Source organism: Pararhizobium sp. PWRC1-1, assembly GCF_049897905.1.
Taxonomy (GTDB): domain Bacteria; phylum Pseudomonadota; class Alphaproteobacteria; order Rhizobiales; family Rhizobiaceae; genus Pararhizobium.
Map to the genome: position 1 here is coordinate 73,939 of NZ_JAFCXE010000009.1, position 17,411 is coordinate 91,349.

At 60.0% G+C, this 17,411-nt stretch carries 12 protein-coding genes and 2 pseudogenes; 7 read left to right on the forward strand and 7 right to left on the reverse strand.

Translation table 11 applies throughout. The annotated features are described in order from the left end of the window. Positions 1 to 73 precede the first annotated feature (73 nt). The 5 genes and pseudogenes from ACP7E0_RS15515 to ACP7E0_RS15535 form a co-directional block, all read right to left on the reverse strand. Positions 74 to 399 (reverse strand): annotated as a pseudogene (locus tag ACP7E0_RS15515) (IS5 family transposase); the annotation flags it as partial. Positions 400 to 568: 169 nt separating this feature from the next. Further along, positions 569 to 1,447 (reverse strand): aldose 1-epimerase, encoded by an 879-nt coding sequence (locus tag ACP7E0_RS15520; RefSeq protein ID WP_426125942.1) that lies wholly within the window; start codon positions 1,445 to 1,447, stop codon positions 569 to 571. Positions 1,448 to 1,454: 7 nt separating this feature from the next. After that, the gene (araH, locus tag ACP7E0_RS15525) at positions 1,455 to 2,405 is read right to left on the reverse strand and encodes an L-arabinose ABC transporter permease AraH (protein WP_426125943.1); all 951 of its coding nucleotides are present in this window, start codon (positions 2,403 to 2,405) and stop codon (positions 1,455 to 1,457) included. Next, positions 2,402 to 3,934 (reverse strand): L-arabinose ABC transporter ATP-binding protein AraG, encoded by a 1,533-nt coding sequence (gene araG, locus ACP7E0_RS15530; protein ID WP_426125945.1) that lies wholly within the window; start codon positions 3,932 to 3,934, stop codon positions 2,402 to 2,404. Before araG ends, araH begins: the two co-directional genes overlap by 4 nt. 67 nt (positions 3,935 to 4,001) lie before the next feature. Next, positions 4,002 to 4,985: an arabinose ABC transporter substrate-binding protein gene (locus ACP7E0_RS15535; RefSeq protein WP_426125947.1), complete on the reverse strand. Its 984-nt coding sequence runs from the start codon at positions 4,983 to 4,985 to the stop codon at positions 4,002 to 4,004. Between the two features lie 205 nt (positions 4,986 to 5,190). Between ACP7E0_RS15535 and ACP7E0_RS15540 the strand changes: the two genes are divergently transcribed. The 6 genes and pseudogenes from ACP7E0_RS15540 (at position 5,191) to ACP7E0_RS15565 (ending at position 9,523) form a co-directional block, all read left to right on the forward strand. Then, positions 5,191 to 5,967, forward strand: a complete 777-nt coding sequence (locus tag ACP7E0_RS15540; protein WP_426125948.1) for a FadR/GntR family transcriptional regulator — start codon at positions 5,191 to 5,193, stop codon at positions 5,965 to 5,967. A gap of 78 nt (positions 5,968 to 6,045) precedes the next feature. Beyond that, a complete protein-coding gene (dgoD, locus tag ACP7E0_RS15545; protein WP_426125949.1) occupies positions 6,046 to 7,194 on the forward strand; it encodes a galactonate dehydratase in 1,149 nt (382 codons plus the stop codon). A gap of 18 nt (positions 7,195 to 7,212) precedes the next feature. Then, positions 7,213 to 7,992 (forward strand): SDR family oxidoreductase, encoded by a 780-nt coding sequence (locus ACP7E0_RS15550; RefSeq protein ID WP_426125951.1) that lies wholly within the window; start codon positions 7,213 to 7,215, stop codon positions 7,990 to 7,992. Between the two features lie 396 nt (positions 7,993 to 8,388). Then, a complete protein-coding gene (locus tag ACP7E0_RS15555) occupies positions 8,389 to 8,790 on the forward strand; it encodes a FadR/GntR family transcriptional regulator (protein ID WP_426126073.1) in 402 nt (133 codons plus the stop codon). A 162-nt stretch (positions 8,791 to 8,952) separates the two neighbouring features. Continuing rightward, positions 8,953 to 9,175: pseudogene (locus tag ACP7E0_RS15560) on the forward strand (toxin-antitoxin system TumE family protein); the annotation flags it as partial. Continuing rightward, positions 9,164 to 9,523 carry a transcriptional regulator gene (locus ACP7E0_RS15565; protein WP_426126074.1) on the forward strand — a complete coding sequence of 120 codons (360 nt, stop codon included), beginning with the start codon at positions 9,164 to 9,166 and terminating at the stop codon, positions 9,521 to 9,523. The pseudogene ACP7E0_RS15560 and the gene ACP7E0_RS15565, both read left to right, overlap by 12 nt. Positions 9,524 to 9,723: 200 nt before the next feature. Here the strand turns inward: ACP7E0_RS15565 and ACP7E0_RS15570 are convergent, their stop codons facing one another. Next, positions 9,724 to 11,283 carry a B12-binding domain-containing radical SAM protein gene (locus ACP7E0_RS15570; RefSeq protein WP_426125952.1) on the reverse strand — a complete coding sequence of 520 codons (1,560 nt, stop codon included), beginning with the start codon at positions 11,281 to 11,283 and terminating at the stop codon, positions 9,724 to 9,726. Beyond that, positions 11,280 to 15,398, reverse strand: coding sequence for an AAA family ATPase (locus ACP7E0_RS15575; RefSeq protein WP_426125953.1), 4,119 nt, complete (start codon positions 15,396 to 15,398; stop codon positions 11,280 to 11,282). The genes ACP7E0_RS15570 and ACP7E0_RS15575 overlap by 4 nt, the downstream gene beginning before the upstream one ends. A 172-nt stretch (positions 15,399 to 15,570) precedes the next feature. Between ACP7E0_RS15575 and ACP7E0_RS15580 the strand changes: the two genes are divergently transcribed. Beyond that, positions 15,571 to 17,259, forward strand: a complete 1,689-nt coding sequence (locus tag ACP7E0_RS15580) for an amidohydrolase family protein (RefSeq protein ID WP_426125954.1) — start codon at positions 15,571 to 15,573, stop codon at positions 17,257 to 17,259. Positions 17,260 to 17,411 lie beyond the last annotated feature (152 nt).

Here is a 17,411-nt window from a genome sequence, read left to right on the forward strand (position 1 = left end):
CTTGCAACGTAGTCTTTCGCCTGGTGCGATGATCGCGATCTCGTCAATGCTAATCAGGGCCTGCGCTGTGGGTGTCGACAAGCATGTGGATCTTGGTGGTCAATCCACCTCTTGAACGCCCCAATTCCTGAGCCTTGGGTTCCCTTTTCCTCTTGCGGCCTGTTGGTGCGCACGCACAATGGTGCTGTCGAGCGAGAGATACTGGTTGTTGCGGTCTACCGTTAGAACATCGAACACCAATTCCCAGACACCGGCATGGCACCAACGACTGGAGCGGCGATGCACCGTCTTCCACTTGCCGTAGCGTTCAGGCGGGTCACGCCAGCGTGCACCCGACCGAAGCACCCAAACACCCGTTCCGAACAATCGGTTATCAAGTTCCGTCCGTCCAGGATCGCTGACCTGCCCGGCCAAAGAGCCACCGACCAGAGAGCCATCGGTTTTATAGGTCACAGAAATGCTTTGAGGGCATTGCGCGCACAGTCGCCAAGTGCCGACATTTGCCACATTGCCCTAATAGCAGCATCATCCCCTGTCCGCAGTCCTCATCGCAGCACCGCTTCAATCCTCAACCTGGCAACACCACCGGATGCAGAACGATGCCGCCGCAAAGGCTTTGTCCATGCTCCAGCGTCACCAACCCTCCGCCTGACGGCATGTTATGCGCATTGGGCAGATGCGTCATCGGTTCGAAGCAGAAGAAGTCGGAGTCGACATCTGGCGAATAGATCAAGAAGCAGTTGAATGGGCCGTCGGCTGTGACGGTGAGGCCAAGGCCATGTTCGGGCCACTCTATGCACGTCTTTGCGTTCCAGCCGTCATACGCATTGTTGATCCAGTGCGGGGGAAGGGGCCGCGCAGCCGTAAAGTCCAGGTTTTCGGGGATCGGTATGGGAGCATCGGGCAAGTGTCCGCTACGCTCGGTCCAAAATTGCTTTGCCTCTGCCTTCAACCGGGTTTTTGGGGTGCGGGGAAAAAAGGGGTGGAATCCCAGTCCGAATGGTAGTGGGGCGCGGGAGGTGTTGGTAACCCTCAGCGACAGTGTCAAAGCATCACCATCGATCCGGACCGTCTGGAGGACGCTGTAGGCATAGGGGCTTGACGCGTACTTATGGGAATAGCGCAGCACCGCTTCGCAGCCGGATTGCGACATGATTTCCCACTCAGCAAGCCAGCCATCTCCGTGCAGGCAGTAAGGATCGGCTGTGTTGGGCTGCATCGAGAAATGCTTGCCCGCGAAATTGAAGGCATTCGCCTCGACCCGGTTGCCGTAGGGCACCAGCGGGAAGCTTGCCTCCGCCCCGAACCGGCGCGAAGCAAGACCTGCCGTCCGGGTCGGTTTCAGGAAGGGCGTTTCGCGATAGTGTCCAGCCAGAAGCGAGCCGCCGAAGCGGCTCACCTCTACCGAGAGATGGCCGTTCCGCAGATGCAGAATGTCCTGGCTCATAGCCGGATTAACCACGCCGGCCAGCGGCCACCGAGCGCAGGTTGTCGAGCAGAACCGCAAGCAGCAGGATGAGACCGCGCACCACATATTGGTAGAAGGCCTGGATGTTAAGGAGGTTCATGACATTTTCAGCAATACCCATGATCAGCACGCCGACGATGACGCCGGCCATGGCTGCGCGGCCGCCAGCAAGCGAGACGCCACCGAGAACGCAGGCCGAAATGACCGAAAGCTCAAGACCGGTCGCGGCATTCGGCTGACCGGAGGTGATCCGGGAGGCGAGCAGCACGCCGGCGATGCCGCAGACCAGCCCCTGTAGCATGAAGATCCAGATGCGCATGCGCGAGACATTGACGCCGGCCAGCCGCGATGCTTCTGGATTGCCGCCAATCGCCAGCGTGTTCTTGCCGAAGACGGTGCGGTTCAGCAGAAAGCCGAACGCAAGGAAGAGCACCCCCATGACCCAGATCGGTGTCGGCACGCCGAGGAATTTCGACAGCGCGAGCTGATAAAAGCCGGGATCGTTGATGCCGACGGCCCGGCCGTCGGACGAGATCAATGCCAGGCCGCGAACGATCTGCATGGTCGCCAGTGTGGTGATCAGCGCATTGATGCGGAACCGGGCGATGACGACGCCGTTGACCAGGCCGACGAAGCTACCGCAGACCAGCGCGGCGAGCAGGCCAAGAATGATGGACCCGGTGGCATTCGATGCCATGACGGCAATCATGCCGGAAAACGCCACGGTCGAGCCGACAGAAAGGTCGAAGTCGCGCGACGCCAGGCAGAACATCATGGTGCAGGCAACGATGCCGATGGTGACCACTGACTGCAGCAGGCCGAGCATATTGCGTTCGGTCAGGAAGTTGGGAACCGTCAGCGAGACGATCGCGAAGGCGAGAGCGAAAATGACGACCAATCCCTGTTCGCCGAGAAGAAGTTTTTTCAAGGATGTCATCGGCTCTGTACCTGTTGTATGGGGCGGTCGCTGGCGTTCGAAACGTCCGGCAGGGCGGCGGCCAGGATCCGCCGCTCGTCGAAATCGGATCGATCGATCTCGGCGGCGATGCGGCCTTGGCACATGACGACGATCCGGTCGGTAATGCCCATGATCTCGGGCAGCTCGCTGGAGATCACGATGATTGCCATGCCCTGTGCGGCAAGTTCATAGAGAATTTCGTAGATTTCGGACTTGGCGCCGACATCGATACCGCGCGTCGGTTCGTCGATCAGCAGAACCTTGACGCCCTGCTCGGAAAGCCAGCGGCCGAGGATCACCTTCTGTTGGTTGCCGCCGGACAGGTTGATGATGTCCTGCTTGCGGGACGGCGTGCGCACGCGCAGCTTGGCGATGAAAGTCTCGGCAAGCTCACCTTCCTTCTTCGGGTTGAGGATGCCGAAGGGCGAAAAGTGCCGGCGCGAGGAAATCGCCATGTTTTCTTCGATGGACCGACCCTGAATGATGCCATCGAGCTTGCGATCTTCCGGGCAGAGAACAATGCCGGCGCGGATCGAATGTGCGGGGCTATCGGCCGTGACCGTTACTCCATCGACGATGACCACGCCCTGTGAGCGTGCATCGGCGCCATAGAGGAGCCGCGCCATTTCGCTGCGCCCGGCGCCGATCAGTCCGAAAAAGCCGAGAATCTCGCCTTGCCGCACCGTGAAATTGATGGGGTGGGGGAGTTTGGGACCGGCTATATTATCGGCCTGGAGCCGCGTGGCGCCGAGCGGCCGACCCCGCCATCCCCAGATGTTGGCGATCTCGCGTCCGACCATCTCGGCGATGATCTGATCGCGCGTAACCTCAGATATATCCGCATGATGGGCGGCGAGCTTACCGTCGCGCAGAACCGTCAGGCTGTCGCAGAGGCGAAAGATTTCGTCGAGACGGTGCGAGACATAGAGAATGACGGTGCCGTTGGCGCGCAACCGGTCGATCAGCGAAAACAGGATTTCGCTTTCGCGGGAAGACAATGAGGATGTTGGTTCATCCAGCGCGATAACACGCGCGTTGACCATCACGGCCTTGGCGATCTCGACCATCTGGCGTTCGCCGATGGACAATGATGCAACTTTTGCCGTGGGATCAACATCGATGCCCATTTCAGTCAGCTTTTTAGCGACGACAGCGATCAGCCTGCGCCTGTCGACCACGCCGGCTCTGGCGGGAAAGCGGCCGAGCCAGAGGTTTTCGGCAACGGTCAATTCGGCGACCAGTTGCAGCTCTTGGTGGATGACGATCACGCCGGCCTGAAAGGCGTCGCGAACAGACTTATAGACCTGCTGTTCGCCACCGATGCGGATTTCGCCCGTATCGGCGGCCTGATCACCGGAGAGAACGCGGATCAAGGTGGATTTTCCGGCACCGTTTTCGCCCATCAAGCCGTGAACGGCACCCTTGCGGACGGAAAAGGAGACCTCGGACAGGGCCTGAACGCCTGGATATCCCTTGGATATGGATTTGAATTCGAGAAAGTCTTGCATAGGCGGCGCTCCGTATCGGGGCGCCCGGCGGCTGGAAGCCGCCAGGCGTTTTTCGTCTATGCGACGATTATTCTATACCAAGTTCCTTGCGTACCGCTTCATAGTTGTCACGAAGCGCGACCTGACCCGCCGTCAGGATCAGTTTTTCCGGCTCCTTGCCGTCGGCGATCCAGTCGTACATGTTCAAGGCTGTCTCATACCCATGACGCTTCGGCGAGATGATGATCGTGCCAAAAAAGCCGGTTGCCGTGGGTTTCTTGAACTCGTTGATCGCCGAATCCGCACCGCCGATGCCGACGCCGATCATGCTGTCGGCCGCAATGCCGACGGTTTCGGTGGCGCGCACGGCGCCGAGAACGGCTTCGTCATTGAGGCCGACTGCGACCCATTTCTTGATATTGGCGTTCTTGTTGAGAACAACCGTCGATGCATTGAGTGCTGCTTCCGTATCAGTCTTTGCCTGTGGTGCATCAAAGATATTGGCTTCCGGGAAGCCATTGGCCTTCAGCACCGAAAGAGCACCTTCGACACGGTCGACGGCTGTCGGCAGCTGATCGTAGGAGACGCGGATCGCGCCCACTTCGCTCATATTCCAGCCGCGCTTCTTGATCTCGTCAACGATGGATTGACCGACCGCCTCGCCGATCTTGGTAGCGGAAATGCCCATATGCGGCACATCTTCGATCGGGCTGCCATCGGCGTTGACCAGGCGGTCGTCCACCGTCATCACCTTGAGGTCATTAGCAGCTGCCTTGGCAATGATGCCGGGACCGAGCTTGACGTCGGGAGTGCAGATAATGAAGCCCTGCGCGCCCTGTGCGCCAAGGTTGTCGATTGCCGACTGAACCTTTTCTCCGTCATCGGCGCCGATCTTGACGAGCGTGAAGCCCTTTTCCTTGGCGGCAACTTCCGCGAACTTCCATTCGTCCTGGAACCACGGCTCTTCAGGCTGTTTAACGATGAAGCCGATTTTTACATCGGCAGCATAGGCCGACGTGGCAGCGAAAACGGCGACGGTGCCAGCCAGGATGGCTGCTTTTAAAAAGCGCATGGTCTCTCTCCCTAGATCAAACTGCTCCCTGCAGTGGTCATTTATGTATGACGAAACATCATACTGGTCAATTGTCATTGTATGATGATTAAAATATCTATGTATGATATTGAGAATGAGTGTGGCGGATCGTTCGCAGCGGTCGCCATGCAAATTAAACTGCGATATGCATCGCCGAAGGCTCGTTGAGCGTGCGGCGACGGGGATGGAGATGCCGGTGGAAGGACAACAGGAACGATCAGCGGATGTGGCCGGCGACAAAACCGTTCGGCGGCCGCGTGTCCAGAAGAACGTGACGAGGGCCATCGCCGCCGATATCTGCGCCGATATATTCTCGGCTGGCGATTTCCTTCCAACGGAGAATGACCTGTGCGAACGTTACGGCGTCAGCCGGACGGTCATCCGGGAATCGCTGAAGATTCTCGAATCGAAGGGCTTGGTGCGCGGCCGCTCACGGGTCGGCACTGTCGTCTGCCGCAAGGACGAGTGGAACATCCTCGACCAGCAGGTACTGGAATGGATTGGCCCCAGGATCTTTGAATTTGATCTCTTGAATTGCATCCTGGAAGCGCGCCGGGCGATCGAGCCGGCCGCTGCCGAACTTGCGGCCGAACGGGCGACGGTACAGGAGATCGCCGATGTCGAGCGCGCCTGGCATGAGATGCGCGACGCCGCCGGCGATATCGAGCGCTTTACCAAGGCTGACGTCGCCTTTCATACCAACCTCCTGAAGGCGAGCCACAATCAGGTATTTCTGCAGTTGGCGAGCATCATTCAGGTGGCGCTGGAGTTCTCGTTGCATGCCTCCAACGAGGCGGTAGACAAGCGCGACGAAGCCTTGGATGTGCACCGGCAGCTGGTGGAAGCGCTGCGCATGCGCGATACGGCGGCAGCGAGAAACTGCTCCTTGCAGCTGCTGTCTCTTGCCGCGCGCGATCTTGCGGTTGCCGTAAAAAGACACCTGCCGCAGTCCGCTTCTTAACCGTCCGGTTCACGGGCGCCTGGGCAGCCTTGAGAGAATATTGGACCCATACTTTCCTTCGACACAGGACCTTCGCTGATGAAGATCACCAAACTGACCACCTATATCGTTCCACCGCGCTGGCTGTTTCTGAAAGTCGAGACAGACGAAGGCATTGTCGGCTGGGGCGAGCCGGTGGTCGAGGGCCGCGCATTGACGGTTCAGGCTGCCGTTCACGAGCTGGAAGACTATCTGATCGGCAAGGATCCGTTCCTGATCGAGGATCACTGGAACGTCATGTATCGCGGCGGCTTCTATCGCGGTGGTGCGGTACACATGAGCGCCATTTCCGGCATCGATCAGGCGCTCTGGGACATCAAGGGCAAGGCGCTCGGCCAACCCATCCATTCGCTGCTCGGCGGCCAGGTCCGCGATAAGATCAAGGTCTATTCCTGGATTGGTGGGGATCGTCCGGCTGACGTTGCCAACAATGCCCGCGATGTGGTTGCCCGCGGTTTCAAGGCGATCAAGCTCAACGGCTGCGAGGAAATGCAGATCGTTGATAGCTATGACAAGGTTGAAAAAGCCGTCCAGACCATCGCCACCATCCGCGATGCGGTCGGTCCTTACATTGGGATCGGCGTCGATTTCCATGGACGCGTTCACAAACCGATGGCCAAGGTGCTGGCCAAAGAACTCGACCCTTACAAGCTGATGTTCATCGAGGAACCCGTCCTTTCTGAAAACAAGGAAGCGCTGCGCGATATCGTCAATCACACCTCGACGCCGATTGCACTGGGGGAACGGCTCTATTCGCGCTGGGACTTCAAGCAGGTGCTGTCCGACGGCTTCGTCGATATCATCCAGCCGGACCTTTCCCATGCCGGCGGCATCACCGAATGCCGCAAGATTGCGGCGATGGCGGAGGCCTATGACGTGGCGCTGGCACCGCATTGCCCGCTCGGCCCTATTGCCCTTGCGGCCTGCCTGCAGATCGATGCTGTCAGCTACAATGCCTTCATCCAGGAACAGAGCCTCGGCATCCACTACAACAAGGGCAACGATGTCTTGGACTACATCTCCAACAAGGATGTCTTCCAGTATGCCGATGGTTTCGTCAGCATCCCACAGGGGCCGGGCCTCGGCATCGAGGTCGACGAAGCTTATGTCATCGAACGCGCCAAGGAAGGCCATCGCTGGCGCAACCCGATCTGGCGCCATGAAGACGGCAGCTTTGCCGAGTGGTGATGGCGGGAGATTAAAGCGATGACAGACCGGCTCAAGGGCAAACGGATCATGATCACCGGAGCGGCGCAAGGCATCGGCCTTGCGATCGCCCGGGCCTGCGCCAAGGAAGGCGCAAACCTGTTCCTCGTCGACCTCGATGCCGTCTTGCTGGAGACGGAAGCACTGTCGCTGCAGGCCGGCGGTGCCACCATTGGATACGCCGTTGCCAATATCACCGATACAGCAGCATTATCCGCGGCCGTCGAACGCGCCACAACCGAAATCGGCCCGATCAATGCGTTGATCAACAATGCCGGCGTCAATGTCTTCCACGAGCCATTGGAGACCAGCGACGCCGAATGGCAGCGCTGCTTCGACATCAACCTGAAAGGCGCGTGGAACTGCTCGAAGGCTGTGCTTCCAGGCATGATCGGGCAGGGCGGCGGCGTGATCCTCAATATCGCCTCGACCCATGCCTTCACCATCATTCCGCACACATTCCCCTATCCGGTGGCCAAGCACGCATTGCTGGGTATGACCAAGTCTCTTGGCATCGAGTATGCGCCGCAGGGCGTGCGGGTGAATGCGTTGGCGCCGGGCTATGTGCTGACCCAGAAGGCCACCGAATACTGGAACAGTTTCCCCGACCCGGTTGCCGCCGAGGCAGCAACGATGAGGTTGCATCCGGGCGGGCGCATCGCCACGGCCGATGAAATCGCGCTCGCGGCTCTCTTCATGATCTCCGACGAATGCCCGTTCATGAATGCCACCTGCTTGACGATCGACGGCGGCCTTAGCGTGCTCCACCACCCTGTTTGAGCAGGCGCAGTTGATCACGCTCGACTGAATCAAACCCGACTGCAGTCGCAGGCGGGCGGGTCGTTTTGCTTGTGAGCCTAGCAATCCATTTCCGCGCCCATGCATTGGGGCGGCAATGTTGCGGCGGTCTGCTCTTTGAAACCGCATCCCAAGATTTTCCCCCCAGCTCCCCGATTCCGCGCGCCACGCGCTTGACCACTAATAACTCCGATTATACGAGAAAATGAAAACAGTCGCGAATTTGGAGGAACGAGCCCCAAGGGCTTCATCGAGGCAAAACCGCGCCTTGGCACTCGCGTCAGGTCTCCCGAATTCTGGAACACCTTCGATCCGGTCGTTCTCGCCTGGCAGGGAAATGCCGATGACCAGGATGCGCTGGCAGAGGAACTGTTCGAGATTCGTTCGGCAGTGGAGCCGCTGGCTGCAAGCCTAGCCGCACGGCGCGGCTCTCCCGCCGAACTCGCACAGATCAGGGCAGCTTTTTCCCATATCGCCGAAGAGCACGCGACGGCGCAGGCGGCAATCGAGGCCGACATCAGCTTCCATCTGCAGATCTTTCAGGCGGCTCACAACCGGTTTCTGCTGCCGGTGTCCTCCGTCATCCGCGCGGCGCTCACGATCAGCATTCCCAAAACGCTGAAGACGTTCGGAGGCCTGCAGCACTCGCTGAAAATGCACGAGGCGATCATCGATGCGATCGAGGCTCGCGATGAAACGCGCGCATCCGAAGCTGCGGAGCTGCTGATCCGCGCGACCTATCAGCGAAATTTTTCCCTCGGTGGCCGGGAACCGCGCTAACAACGACTTTATCGATAACGCACGGTCGCTGGGCATCTGTCGGCCAGCATCATCGCCCCTGAGCCCGCGCCGGGGTATCGAATTGGCACAGGCTTTGCTGCGCTAGCCCACACCCTTGATGTTGTTATGACAACAACGGCGAGTGATGTTATCCAAAACAACATGGAAGCCGTGCTGATCGAGAATTCCAGTACCGCCGTCAGCGCTACGGCTTTCTTCGAAACAGTTCTGTGGCATGTGCCGACACCCGTGCCCGGCAGCAGCCATCATTTCAAATATCGTCTGGCGCTGATCGTGAACGGCGAATGCGATCAATCAGCGAGGCAAAGGCGATCATCGCCACCTTTCAGGCGGACATAGAAAGGATACTGGCATGAGTACGCTCGTCATCAGATTAAGCTCGATTTCCGATGCCAAGGCCCGATTCGTGAATGCGGGACAGAAAGCACTGGAAGGTACCTTTGTGCCTGCCACGCCTTCGGTGAACTTTCCAAGCTGTGACGACATGCACAAGGTTCTTGCGCCGCCGCGTCTTGCAATCGTGAAGGCTATGGCAGGGCAAGGTCCGTTGGCGATTAGGGAAGTCGCCCGCCGTGTCGGCCGGGACGTGCAGGCCGTCCATAAGGACGTGACGACGCTTGCCAACGCGGGTGTCCTGGACCGGACGGACGCTGGCGTGGAGTTCCCATATGACCAGCTCCATTTCGAGTTCGATGTTAAGGCGGCCGCCTGATCCAGTCGAGCCTTCGGGGATGCGCCTGAAGCATCGAGCCTGGGTCACGCTTTGGCTTTTCATCGAAGCGATACACCTCCTCCCGCAGAGCGCTGAATTTCAGGCGGTTCACTCCTTCTCCTGGCTCCTTCCAGCATCGCTTGCTGGCTGAAGCAAAGTCACACCTTACTTGGGCCGGTCTGTTGATCTCCAGCTGTAGCTCAGCCTGCCTCGCGCGCACCAACACGGGTGGCACGCCTGACCGGCAGACGCCGGGCCTCCAGGTCACGAGCCAGCTTCTCATCCAGCAAGCCCGATGCATCGGTGATCATTGTCGGCGCAAAGTGCCCGCGAAATTTTTCTGAAACTGGGAATGCCGGCGTGTAGAGCGGCCCGAGCGGCTGCGTCGTCGTTACATAGGTCAGGCTCGCCTCTCCCGCCGCTTCTTTTTCCAGCCGCCGCCGGTGGATGATCGAGGGGACGGCAAGACGCAGACTGTTGGCCAGCAGATGCGCCATCTGCCGCCCCGAAAGCGAGCGGCGATAACTCATGTAGAACCCGAGGCAGTGATAGAGGATACGCGACCGATGGCCATCGAGCCGCGCCAGCTGCCGCGCGAAAACAGCGGCGTCGTCGAGGCTGTCGAGCGGCCTGGTCATCAACGTAAAACCATCCATGTCCCGCAGCTTGGCTGAGGGCAGGAAACGGTTGCCCGCAAGGCTTTCGTGAAACAGCGGGGTGCCCAGCAGCGGGATGGCGAGGCTGAGGAAGGCGGGCAGCGGGATTGTGCGTTCGCCGGTGATGAAGTTGAGCTCGGCGTTCATCGTCTCAAGGGTCTGCGTCGATGGATCGAACATCAGCCCATACTGGAAGGCGATCCCCGCCTTCAGACTGTTGCGGATCGCGTCCAGCTGCGGCACGACGAGATTCTGCTTCTTCTGATATCGTTTCAGCTGGGCCTCGCTAAGCGACTCCACCCCGCTGAAAATGCCGAGGCACCCTGCCTGGCGAACCAGTTCCAGATTGCGCGGATCCTTGAAGAAATCGCCCGTGACAAGCGCGATCCAGCCGAGAAACAGACCTTGCCGCCAGAGCGACCGGATTAGCTCCAGCTTGGCCAGAAAGAAGTCCCGGTTGTTGCCGTAGAAATTGTTGTCGATGAACAGGACGTATTTGTTGGGGCGGGCACCGCGTATCTGCGCCTCGATATAGTCGAGATCATAAGAATGGTAATGCCGCCTCTCGCCGGTCAGCGCGCAGAAACTGCATTTGAAATTGCAGTAGCGGCTGGTTTCGACATAATTGACTGGACCACCCCAATTGATCAGATCGAACCGCGGCAACAGCTGCTCCGAAGCGGCCCACTCGCCGAACACAGCGCGAACGACATCCTGCATCTGCTCCACGTCGCCATCACAGACATAGTCGAAACATTCGGCACTTGAGACCGGCAGGTTGCGAGCCGCAGGCCCGCCCGCCACCACGACGCAACCCGGAGATTTGGTTCGGATATAGGCGGTCAGATGACGCATGCGATCGAAGGCGGCGGTGACGCCGGTGAGCACCAGCATATCCTGTTCACAGAAGGCGGCCTGGTCGATCAGGGGCCCGCTGTGGAATTCGCTGTAGATCTGGACGTCAACCCTCTCCCTGTTGAAGGCTCCCGCCAAAAACACGTGTCCCATGCCCTGTGGAATGAAATCGGGGCGGCCACGCGGATTTCGGGTTTCGTCGAAATGCGCAAGAACGATCAGAACGCGCGGACGCCGAAGCCCATTCATTGCCAGCCTCGCTGGCGCAGGGCCGGTGCCGTTGACGGCGGCGCTCGAAAATCCACGCCGCCATTGTCAATGCGAATGACATCACCCCACGGCGCTGCGGTGCCGGCGAGCAACTTATCGAATTGGCGCCGGTACGCGGCATCTCCGGGTCCGGCAGGATGCTGAAGGGCAGCCGCCGCCATGGCAGGTGCTGCAAGCCGTACCGCCTCGTCAAAGGCTTTGCTTGCCGCCCGTTCGGCGCGGCGGGTCTGGCCGAGCCGTGCCCGCAGCGTCGCCTCGGCCAGGAACGCCGCGGGACGGCCGACCGGGTAGACGCGGGCAAAGCGCCAAAGTTTGGCAAGGACCGAACTTGCTGCCATCAGCTTGTCGTCGCCCTGCTCGATCGCCACGTCGAACAGCCGCACCAAAGCCGGCAGGGTACGCGTCTTCATCGCCGGATTGAGATCGGCGCACCATTGCATGCCTCGATCGAACCAGGATTTGGCCGTCTCGCTTTCGCCGCGCCCGTACGCCTCCTCGGCAAGGAAGGACGCGCCCTCGACGCAGTGAACGAGTTCAAGGCCGCCGGCCCGATCCGTGATGATCTGGCCTAGCTCGTCGAGCATCGGGGCCATCGCCTCCTGATCGCCCAGCGCTGCATGCCCGCGAATGCCACCGAGCAGCCCGCATCCGAGAACCTGGATATCGCCTCGCCTGCGACCCTCGTCGCAGATACGGGTGACCAGCAGCTCCCAGGGGGCGATGCCATTGAAGGCCGGGGTCAGCAGCCATGGGCCGCAGATCGTCTCCAGGCCGACGGCGAGTTCGCACCAGCGGCGCAGATCACCCACTGCCGAGGCATGCCCCAGACCTGCCTCGAACTCATCCTTAGCCTCATTCCAGTTGCCGATACTCGTCTGATAAAGCCCAGCAAGCAGATGAACCCGCACCCGCGTCCCCGGACGATCGATACGGTCCGACAGGGCGCTGGCGATCCGGCTGTAATGAGCGGCCTGCCTGCGCAGCGGAATAACCCCGCAGATCGCCCCGAGGCTGGCATAGTTGACGGCCATCGTCGGCGAGACCAGGGTGTTGCGCTCGGCCAGATTGGTTGCCCGCAGCGTCGCATGTACCAGCCTGAGTTTCTCACTGGTGAAATAATAGATCCGGGTCAGATCCTCGTGAGCCTTCGCCGCCAGAAGGAAGGGGTCGGATTGCGATTGCGCGATCTCCCTTTTCAGGACCCAAGTCACATCCCTGTGCCGCAACCGCCGCCATACCTGTTCACCAACGTCAAGAACCAGATGCAGCACCAGACTGGCAAACGATCCCGGCAACGGAACGCCCGAAAGGCGAAGGCCTTCCTCATAGGCTTGCCGGGCTGGAACCGCCCTGCCAAGATTGAGGCTGGCTTCGCCGAGCAGGAAACAGGCGGCGGCCCGTCTCGCCGGGTTGATCTCGATTGCCAGTTCCTTTGCCGTGCGGAAGAATCGACCGATCAGTTCCACGACGGCCTCGTTGTCGAACTGCCGCAGCCGCAATTCGGCAACGCGATCGAGATAGTTGAACGACAGCGCCGCTTCATCAGCTCGCTCCCAATGGCTAAGAATGAGCGGCAGGTTCTCGGCATTGTCGGGTTGCCGGCTTTGCTCCATCGTCCGTGCGATAGCCCGGTGCGCCTCGCGGCGCTGTTCGGCCAGCATGCTGTCGTAGATAGCCTTGCGAATAATGGCATGGCTGAAGACGAAATGATCAGGCCGATCGGCTGCCGGTTTTATCAGATGTGCGTTCTGCAGCCTGGCCAGGCACTCACCGATGTTCAGATCCGTCTGCTGGACCAGCGGCAGAGCGGCAAGATCAGCGGCAGCGAATGTTGATCCCAGCGCGCTGGCCAGTTTCAGCAGTACCTGTTGATCGGGGGGCAACCTGTCGGTTCTGCTGAGGACCGTGACCTTGGCGATGCTAAGCAACGCGGTCTCGCTCGGCCGCTTGCCACTGATCGGCGTTGCCGCTGCGGAACCGCCGTTCATCGCGCCACGCTCTCCGATCATCCGGCAGATTTCGCCGATCAGAAACGGGTTGCCCGCCGATTGGGCGTAGACCACTTCATCGAAGCCTCCGGAAGGCGGATCGGCGTGCATGAATGAGCGCACGAGAGCCGTGGTGTCCTCGAAACCAAGCGGCATCAGATCAAGCGATTGCAGCGCGAATTCCTGCAATCCCGCCCATCGCTGAAGATCCGCTGCCGTTTCTCCAGTGCGTGTGGAGAGAATGACAGGTATCGGCACCGTCCCGGAGATCAACCGTCCCAGCAAAAGACCTGACACTTCGTCCAGCCAATGGACATCCTCAAGCACGATCAGTCCGACCGGCGGCTGCGCCATGCCCGTCAAAAGCTTGTTCAGCAATTTCCGCAGGTTATGGGACCGCCCGTCGCCGGACATGGCCTGCATCTCTGCCGTCTCCGGCAGCGTCAGGTCCATGGCATCGTTGAGAAGCGGTGCCAAAGGTGCCAGATCTGAGCGGCTCTCGAAGAAGCGATGAACTTTTTCAGTGGCTTCATGGCCGCGCAGATCGCCCAGCCCGATCAATTCCCGAATGATCGCCCGCCATGCGAAATAGGGTGCAGCCCGCTCAATATCGTCGGCGCCGCCGACCAGGACCCGCAGGCCGCGGTCGCGGCACCGTTCAACAAATGTCCGCAGCAAAGCCGATTTTCCGATACCCGGATCGCCGCGGATGACCAGAACGCCTGCTTTTTCACTGCCTGCCCCGTCGACGTAACGCGTCAGGACATCGAGCTCGGACACCCGGTTTACCAGCGCCGGTGCGCCGCCACTGGCAGCGCCGCCTTGCGCGGACAGCGGCACGAAGGCCGCGACGCCGCCGCGAACGCCGGGCACGGACAGCGACCAGGGGCCCGCAAATGTCACATGGCCCGCCGTTTCATGGGCCGTCACGCTATCGACGAGGATGCGCCCGGCTGCAACGCTTGCCAGCCGCGCCGCCGTGTTTGCTGCTTCGCCCACCACCGTGTAGTCGGAGCGATGTGCAGCGCCCAGCGCGCCGCAGAAGGTTTCGCCCGTGGCAATCCCGACCGAAAGACCATGCCCCGCGCCGTCAAGCTCGCTCGAAAACCGCAGCGCGGCAAGAACGGCACGCCTGGCATTGTCGGCATGGGTTTCACCGGGAAGTCCGAAAACCGCAAAGACCTCGAGCCCGCTGGAGTGCAGCAGCGTATGCAGGACTTCGCCTCCCGCATTCGTGACGATGGATATAGAGAGGGCCACAAGACCATTCAGCCGGTCGAGATCGGTATCCAGTTCGCGGCCGGGGATATGGGCAAACATCGCGGTGACGGAGCGCAGATCCGCAAGCCATTCCGACAGAGGCGAAAGCAAGCGGGCGCGCAGCGCTTTCGGCAGATAGATGCCAAGGTTTTTGGAGACGGCTAGCACCTTGACCTTGCGGCTTTCGACCACGGGGTAGGGCTCAATCCCTTCGAAGCGAACGGTTCCCTCTCGCCCAGGCTGCCCAGTCGCACGGCGGCTGACCAGCCGCCACGCATCGCTCGATAGGAGGATTTCCCCGGCATCGCTCAATTGGCCGCAATGATCGACCTGCGAAAAACAATCGCCGCTGACGACCAGCCAGCGTTGACCGGCGCGTGGCATCAGATGGAGCAGCGCGATGTCGCCGGCCCCAACCGCTGTGCGCAGCTGGATGGCCCCTTCGGGCATGGCCGGCCCTTCGAACCGCTCGCGGATCCGCACCGCGCAATCGCAGCTGCGCCACGTCGCCTCAGCGATCTCGTCTGCCGACCGCGCCCGCCAGCCGGCCAGCAGACTATCGCCTCCGAAATTGAAAACCGTACCGCCGGATGCCTCGACGTGGTTGACCAGCTGGCTCATAAAGCCGTTCAGAAGCTGACTGATTCGTTCGGCCCCCTTGGTGCGATCGCTTTCGGACAGTTTGGCGGTCAATTTGGTAGAACCGGAGATATCTACCAGAAGTAATGATCCGAGAAATTCCTCGCGTGTGGGGCAGGCAATTTCCGTCGCTGCCACAGAGGACCATTGAACCAAGGCCCCCGGCAGATAACGCTGGATTTCATACTTGCCGGCACTGACAACCACGCAAAAAATCCCCCTATATTTTACAGTAACATGCCTGCGATCCGACCGGAAGCTGCATCGATTGTGCCGATAGCTCATCAGCGCAACAAGTAAAAAGCGGTTTCCTTCAATTCATACGCGGGTTATTGTTGAGCTGTTGCACGCAGAGGGATGGCGACAACAGGGGGCAGATATGGACAGCGATTGGACCGGCATGACCGCCGCTATCGCCCGCCGGGACGTGTTGCGGCTCGGCGCCTGGGGAACGATGCTGGGCATTCTTTCCGGATGCCACCTAACGCTTCCCAAACCCGGTGCCTGTCAAGTTAGCCACCCGATCATCGATGTCCATTGCCACTTCTTCAACGCCGCCGATGTCCCCGTTGAAGGGCTCGTCCGTTATGTGGCGCTGAGGGAGGCCAAGCCGGAGTTTACGCTGGCCCGTAGCGACGAGGAATATAAGCGCCGCCTCGATGCCTTCGTCGTTTTCATGGTTGTTGCGCTCGGCGACCTGGCTCCGACAGCCAAGAGCGAGCTCGCCATTCTGGAAAAGCGGGCGACGCGGCCATCGGGCGACACCATCAAGCGCCGCCAGAATGAGCAGTTGCAAAAGGCGTTCGAGACGCTAGCCGAATTGTCGCGTGGAGACCGGTCAGCCCATGAATTTTCGCTGCGTACGGTGACCGGCGCTCCCGATTATCAAGGCCTTTTGGAGGAGTTCGCCGCAGATGCTGACCTGCCGGCGACCTTTCAGCGCAACGCCCGGTCGATGACCCAGGACGATACCAATGCCCTGGCGGCGGCCGCACGCAGCCAGGGCAAATTCAGCACCTATTTTTCCTTCGTCAGCCTCATGCAGGAATACCGGGAGGAACTGGCCCGCAACTATATCCGGATATTCGCGTCCAAATGCCAGATGTCACTGATCACGCCGAGCATTCTGGATTTTGAAAAATCGATCGGCGGCAAGGCTTCGCCGCAGCGTGATCAGGTTGATGTCATGGAAGAAGTGCAGCGCGCGATCGCCAAATCGACCGGCATTCACATGCACAGTTTCGTCGGCTTTGATCCGCAACGCGAGGCAGAACATCCGGACTCGGCCATGCGCAATGTCAGATACGCAATCCTGGAAAAAGGCTTCATCGGCGTCAAACTCTATCCGCCCATGGGCTTCAAGGCCTGGAAAAACGGCGGAAAGATCGATGCGGCACTGGCACGGCTCTACAATTGGTGCAGGGACAATGACGTTCCGATCATGGCGCATGCCGAAAACAGCATTGGAGCGGCCTGCGGCTATGGCAATCTTGCCAGCCCGAAATACTGGAAACAGCTTCTCGATACCAACAAATACAACGACCTGCGTATCAACCTCGCGCATTTCGGTGCCTTCGACGAGGTCCTGCGGCCGGGACATCCGACAGGCGTCATGGTCTCGTGCAACGACGACAAGTTTGGCGGTCCGCCGAGCTGGGAGGAGATCATCGGCAAGACGTTCAATCACGGACGCCGCCCGCACCTGTTTGCCGACCTGAGTTATCTCAGCGAACTCGTCAGCAGTGACGACACCAAGCTTCAGGGGGATATTCGCGGCCTGTTGAGCGATTGGCTGGAAAAATACGATCCCAACGCAACCCAGCTGATGTTCGGCACGGACTGGTCGATGATGGCGCTGGAAAAGAACTACAACAGCTATGTCAGTAAGATCACCGGCGAGTTGACCCTGGCAGGTGTCAGCGCGCAGCAGCAGCAGAATATTCTCTGGAAAAATGCCGCCCGCTATCTCGGCCTCGACCGCCCCGGAAAAACCCGCAAGCGGCTTTTCGAGTATTGCCACAAACACCATTTGGACACGGACTGGCTTGCAAATTTTGCCATGGCCTGAAGCGCCCGGTCCCGGGCGCCAGCCAGTGTCACCATCGAGGATGGCCGCGCAACTGGATTAACAACCACCAGCGGTCGACGTTTCGACGCCGATGGGGTCTTCTTGGAACCGGAGGCGCCGTGCCGGGGATGGTTGTAAGAACCAAGGCTATG